Genomic DNA, 5,661 nt, shown 5'->3' with positions numbered 1-5,661 from the left:
CTCACGCACCTGGTGATGACGCGCTTCACGCTGAAGGGCGGCAMGGTCAAGCTCGATGAATCGGCGACCTTCACCGTGCAGATCAATCCGGCCGACTTCAAGCACACCACCGGCATCACCTACGACAAGAAGAAGACCCAGGGCGATGCCCAAGGCACCCCGAAGTTCGCTGCGGTCGGCGACGAACACGTCAGCTTCGCCCTCGTGCTCGACGGCACCGGCATCGTCCCGCCCGGCGCCAACGGCAAGCGCGAAGACGTGCGCACGCAGATGAAGAAACTCAATGCGGTCACCTTCCAGTACCTGCCCGACACCCAGGAGCCACCCCTCGTGCGCCTGCTGTGGGGCAGCCTGATCTTCTTCGGCCGCCTGGAATCGCTGAACACGCAATACACCCTCTTCAAGCCGAGCGGCGAGCCGCTGCGCGCCCGTGTCGACCTCAGCTTCCTCGGCGCGATGAGCAAGGAGGAGGCCAGGCTCGTCTCCAACCGCGAGCCCGAGGCCAGCCTCACCAGCGTCACCGTCGTCGACGGCGACACGCTGCCCCAGCTGTGCGCCGACCACTGCGGCAGCGCCGCCGCCGCCCCCGCGGTCGCGCGCGCCAACAACCTGCCCAGCCTGATGGCCGTCACGCCCGGCACCACGCTGGCGATGTCGGCACCGGCCGCCTGATCCGGTCACCCCCCATGCCCGCCGCCTCCCCCCTCGACAACGCCGACGGCGTCGTGCGCCTCTCGCTCAGCGCCGACGGCACGGCGCTCGACGAGACCCTCGAGGTCATCTCGATCTCGGTGCGCCGCGGCGTCAACAGCGTGCCCTCGGCCCGCATCGAGCTGGCCGACGGCGACATGCCGAACCGCAAGTTCCCGCTCAGCGACGCCGCCCACTTCAAGCCCGGCGTGCTGCTGTCGATCAAGGCCGGCTACCAGTCCGCCCCCACCACGGTGATCTTCGAAGGCCTCGTCGTGCGCCACGGCCTGCAGGTGCGCGGCGACAACGATGCCCGCCTGATCGTCGAATGCCGCGACAAGGCCGTGCTGATGACCGTCGGCCGGCACAACGCCAACTTCATCGACCAGACCGACAGCGCCGTCATCGAGACCCTGGCCGGCGACCACGGCCTCTCCATCGAGGCCGACGCCACCGAGCTCAGCCACACCGAGCTGGCCCAGCACTACTGCAGCGACTGGGATTTCATGCTGTCGCGCGCCGAGGTCAACGGCCTGCTCGTCATCGCCACCGACGGCAAGCTCGCCGTCAAGGCCCCCGCGGTCGATGCCGAGCCGGCGCTCTCGGTCACCTACGGCATCGACCTGATCGACTTCCAGGGCGACCTCGACGCGCGCAGCCAGCTCGCGAGCGCCCAGGCCTTCTCGTGGGACATCAAAGGCCAGGCCGCGCTCGAAGGCACCGCGAGCGCCCCGGTGACGCTGCCGAAACAGGGCGACATCGACTCCGCCACGCTCGCCCAGGTGATCGGCCTGCCCAGCTGGCGGTTGCAGTCCGGCGCACCGCAGCCGCTGGCCGCGCTCACCAGCTGGGCCAAGGCGCAGCAGCTGCGGGCCGGCCTCGCGCGGCTGCGCGGGCGCATGAGCTTCCAGGGCTCGGCGCTCGCCACCGTCGGCGGGCTGATCGAGCTCGCCGGCGTCGGCACGCGCTTCAGCGGCAAGGTGTTCGTCACCGGCGTGCGCCACGACATCGCCGACGGCAACTGGATCACCGAGGCCGAGTTCGGCCTGGCGCCCGACTGGTTCGTCGAACGCCCCGACGTGGTCGCGCCGCCCGGCGCCGGCCTGCTGCCCGGCGTGCACGGCCTGCAGGTCGGCATCGTGATGAAGCTCGACGGCGACCCGGCCGGCGAGCAGCGCGTGCAGGTCAAGCTGCCGATGCTGCAGGCCGCCACCGAAGGCATCTGGGCCCGGCTGCTGCAGTTCCACGCCAGCAATGCGTTCGGCGCGTTCTTCCTGCCCGAGGTCGGCGACGAGGTGGTGCTCGGCTACTTCGCCGACGACCCCTCGCACCCGGTCGTGCTCGGCAGCCTCTACAGCAGCAAGCAGGCCACGCCGTACCCGCTGGAGGCCGCCAACGACATCAAGGCCATCGTCACCCGCTGCCGCTCCAAGCTCGAGTTCGACGAGAAGGACAAGGTCATCACCGTCATCACCCCCGGCAACAACAAGATCGTGCTGAGCGACAAGGACAAATCCATCCTGCTGCAGGACCAGAACGGCAACAAGGTCGAACTCGCGCCCGGCGGCATCACGCTCGACAGCCCGGGCGACATCAAGGTGACGGCCAAGGGAACGATCACGCTCGACGCGGTCGGCGCGATCTCGGTCACGTCCAAGGCCGACATCAAGCTCAGCGCCTTGAACATCGCCGCCGAAGCCCAGGTCGGTTTCACTGCGAAGGGCAACGCGAGCGCCGAGCTCTCGGCCGCCGGGCAGACGGTGGTCAAGGGCGCGATGGTGATGATCAACTGAACCGCACGGAACCGAGCCATGCCGCCCGCCGCCCGCCTCACCGACATGCACGTGTGCCCGATGGTCACGCCCGGCCTGCCGCCGATCCCGCACGTCGGCGGGCCGATCGTCGGCCCGGGCGTGCCGACGGTGCTGATCGGCAAGCTGCCGGCCGCGGTGCTCGGCGACAGCGCGGTCTGCGTCGGCCCGCCCGACACCATCATCCAGGGCTCGACCACGGTGCTGATCGCCAACAAGCCGGCCGCGCGCATCGGCGACCCGACGGCGCATGGCGGCAGCATCGCGATGGGCTGGCCGACGGTGCTGATCGGTGGATGACGCGACCATGGGCCTCGACAGCAACAAGCGCTTCCTCGGCACCGGCTGGGCCTTCCCGCCGGCCTTCGACGGCCGCACGCTGCATGCGCTGACAGTGTCGCAAGAGCAGGACGTGCGCGAGAGCCTGCGCATCCTGCTGTCCACCGTGCCCGGCGAGCGCGTGATGCACCCGACCTACGGCTGCGGCCTGCAGCGCATGGTGTTCGAGAACATCACCGAGAGCACGCTGACCGAGATCCGCAGCCTGGTCGAGAAGGCGGTGCTGTTCTTCGAGGTGCGCATCACGCTCGACCAGGTCGAGATCGACACCGCGGACCTGTACGAGGGCGTGCTGAAGCTGCAGCTGAACTACACGATCCGCAGCACCAACGTGCGCGACAACCTGGTGTACCCGCTGTACCTGAACGACGGTGCGGCGCGCGGGGGGGCGGCATGAGGGCCGAGCGCCGGGCCGTTCCCAAGCCGGCCCTCGTCCCCTCGGGGGACCGGCCGACGTACTCGTCGGCCGAGGGGTTGTCATGACCACCGGAACCTCGCAGAACGAGAGGTTCCCGCCAGCGCTGGCCGACGGCTACTTCCGCGTCGACGAGCTGCCGTTCGAGGACCGCGTCGCGATGACGGCCACGCTCGCGCGCCAGCTGCGCTTCGTCGACCTCGACAACCGCGAGGCCGGCGACTGGCGCGCGATGTTCGCGAGCGACGTGACGATGGTGCTGGCGCGCATCGCCAGCATCGACGTGCAGGCGCTGCAGGAGGATTTCCTGCACGACGCCGAATCGGCACCGCTGCCGCGCCTGGCCTCCCAGGTGGTCGAGCTCGCGCAGTGGATCGACCTGTGGTTCAAGTCGCTCGACGGGCGCGACGACGCGGCCTCGCTGGCGTTCCGCGGGCGCGTCCACCAGCTGGTCGACCAGCAGCTCGGCGCCGAGCTGCAGTGGGTGCACGAGCGCTTCGGCAAGCGGCGCTGGCAGGACCGCGAGGTGGGCCGCTCGCACGAGCGGCTGGCCGGCATCTGGAGCAGCGGCGCGCCGCTGCTCGCGACAGCAGCCGCGGGCCGTGACGAGCGCGAGCTGCTGCGCGAACGCTACTTCGTGTTCCTGGCCGCGATTGACACGCTGCGCGCGCTCGCCCGCGAGCTGCTGCCCGACACGCTGCGCAGCGGCACGCACGAGGCGGCGGTCGGGCTGCTGATCGCGTTCCTGAAGGTCTACGAATCGGCGCAGCGTGAGGTGAACCGCTTCACCGCGCGGCACGTCGATTTCTACTACCGCGACTGCCTCGGCTTCGGCCCGGCCGGCCCGGTGGCCGACGAGGTGCACCTGGCCTGCGCCCGCGATGCGCGCGGCGAACGCCTGCTGCAGGTGCCGCAGGGCACCGTGTTCGACGCCGGCAAGGATGCGGCCGGCCAGCCGCTGCGCTTCCACAGCGCGGCGCCGCTGGTGGTGACCGATGCGCGCGTCGCGGCGCTGTGCACGCTGCGCATGGAGCGCGATGCGCGGATCTCGCCGGAGTGCGAGTTCGGCTTCGTGACGCGCGCCAAGGCGGCGCGGCCCCCGGTCGGCGTCGCCGATGGCAGCAGCGCCTGGCCGCTGTTCGGCGGCGGGGCCGGGGCGGTCGATGCGCGGCTGGGCCTTGCGATCGCGTCGCCGCTGCTGTTGCTGCGCGAGGGCGAGCGGAGGATCCGCGTCGAACTGCCGGTCGGTGAAAATTCGGGTGAGGGCGCGGCCGACGGCGCGCAGGCGCTCGACGCGCTGGTCGACGCCGTCACCTTCGCGACCGACCCGGTCACGCTGCGCACTGCCTTCGGCCGGCTGCTCGGCCACTGGCTGCTGTCCGGCAGCGCCGACTTCACCGAGGCGCAACTGCGCCGCATGCGGCTGGCCGCACACCGCGAGCTGCAGGGCCGCGTGCCGCAGGCGCACAGCGTCGGCGATCCGCTGGTGCTGCTGGCCGGCGCGCAGGCGCCGCAGCGCGTGCTGGTGTTCGAGCAGCTGTTCCACGGCCTGCTGAAGCTGCACCTGAGTGGCGCGCACGGCTGGCTGGAGGCCACCGATGCCGATGTCGATCGCCTGCCCGAAGGCGGCCTGTCGATCACGCTGCGGCTGCGCCCCGATGCGCCGGCGATCGTCGGCTGCGAGCCGGCCGTGCATGGCGCCGACTGGGGGACGCGGCTGCCGGTGCTGCGCATCGAGCTCGGCACGCAGGGCCGGCTCTACCCGTACTCGCTGCTGGCCGACCAGCCGCTCACCGAGGCCCGGCTGCGCGTCAGCGCCAGCGGCGTGCGCGACATCGTGCTGCACAACAACCTCGGCCGGCTCGACCCGACCAAGGCCTTCCACCCGTTCGGCCCGCTGCCGACGCTGTCGTCGTACCTGGTGGTCGGCGCGCGCGAGGTGGCGTGCAAGAACATCCAGCGGCTGTCGATGCAGCTCGAATGGGGCGGCCTGCCGCCCGACGCCGGCGGCTTCGACACGCACTACCGCGGCTACCCCGACGAGCAGCGCCGCGGCGATTTCACGGCCGCGCTGGCGATCCTGCGCGACGGGCTGTGGCAGCCGTGCAGCGGGGCCTCGGCGCAGCAGCCGCTGTTCGCGCCGCCGGATGCCGCCGCCTGCCTGCAGCCGATGCTGGCGATCGAGGTCGACCCCGGCTCGGTGCGCAAGCACAGCCGTGCGAGCGACCCCGCGGAGTGGGACGGGCCGCTGCCGCGCAACGGCCTGTACCGGCTGCAGCTCACCGGCCCGCGCGGCGCCTTCGGCCATGCCGCCTACCCGATGGTGCTGGCCGATACCGTCACCGCGAACGCGCGCAGGAACCTGCGCGCGCGCCGCCGCCCGCCGCTGCCGAACCCGCCGTACAC

Annotated in this window: 5 protein-coding genes; all 5 read left to right on the top strand. The window is 71.4% G+C overall.

The window, feature by feature from the left end; all coding sequences use genetic code 11:
- The coding region (locus AC1D01_RS18270) for a CIS tube protein (RefSeq protein ID WP_477868722.1) at positions 1 to 672 on the top strand (672 nt) is incomplete at its 5' end.
- 14 nt (positions 673 to 686) lie between these two features.
- Positions 687 to 2,483: a type VI secretion system tip protein VgrG gene (gene vgrG / locus AC1D01_RS18265; protein ID WP_477868720.1), complete on the top strand. Its 1,797-nt coding sequence runs from the start codon at positions 687 to 689 to the stop codon at positions 2,481 to 2,483.
- Positions 2,484 to 2,501: 18 nt separating this feature from the next.
- Positions 2,502 to 2,801: a PAAR domain-containing protein gene (locus AC1D01_RS18260; protein WP_465113107.1), complete on the top strand. Its 300-nt coding sequence runs from the start codon at positions 2,502 to 2,504 to the stop codon at positions 2,799 to 2,801.
- Positions 2,794 to 3,237: a GPW/gp25 family protein gene (locus AC1D01_RS18255; protein WP_477868718.1), complete on the top strand. Its 444-nt coding sequence runs from the start codon at positions 2,794 to 2,796 to the stop codon at positions 3,235 to 3,237. The genes AC1D01_RS18260 and AC1D01_RS18255 overlap by 8 nt, the downstream gene beginning before the upstream one ends.
- Before the next feature lie 82 nt (positions 3,238 to 3,319).
- The coding region (locus AC1D01_RS18250) for a hypothetical protein (protein ID WP_477868716.1) at positions 3,320 to 5,661 on the top strand (2,342 nt) is incomplete at its 3' end.

This window comes from Rhizobacter sp. P3_B12, from assembly GCF_056402895.1.
This window is presented reverse-complemented; position numbering and strand designations above follow the sequence as displayed.

What these genes read in the sequence shown, in the direction of transcription:
- vgrG (WP_477868720.1), top strand. Translation starts at nt 687, where the DNA reads ATGCCCGCCGCCTCCCCCCTCGACAACGCCGACGGCGTCGTGCGCCTC.
- AC1D01_RS18260 (WP_465113107.1), top strand. Translation starts at nt 2,502, where the DNA reads ATGCCGCCCGCCGCCCGCCTCACCGACATGCACGTGTGCCCGATGGTC.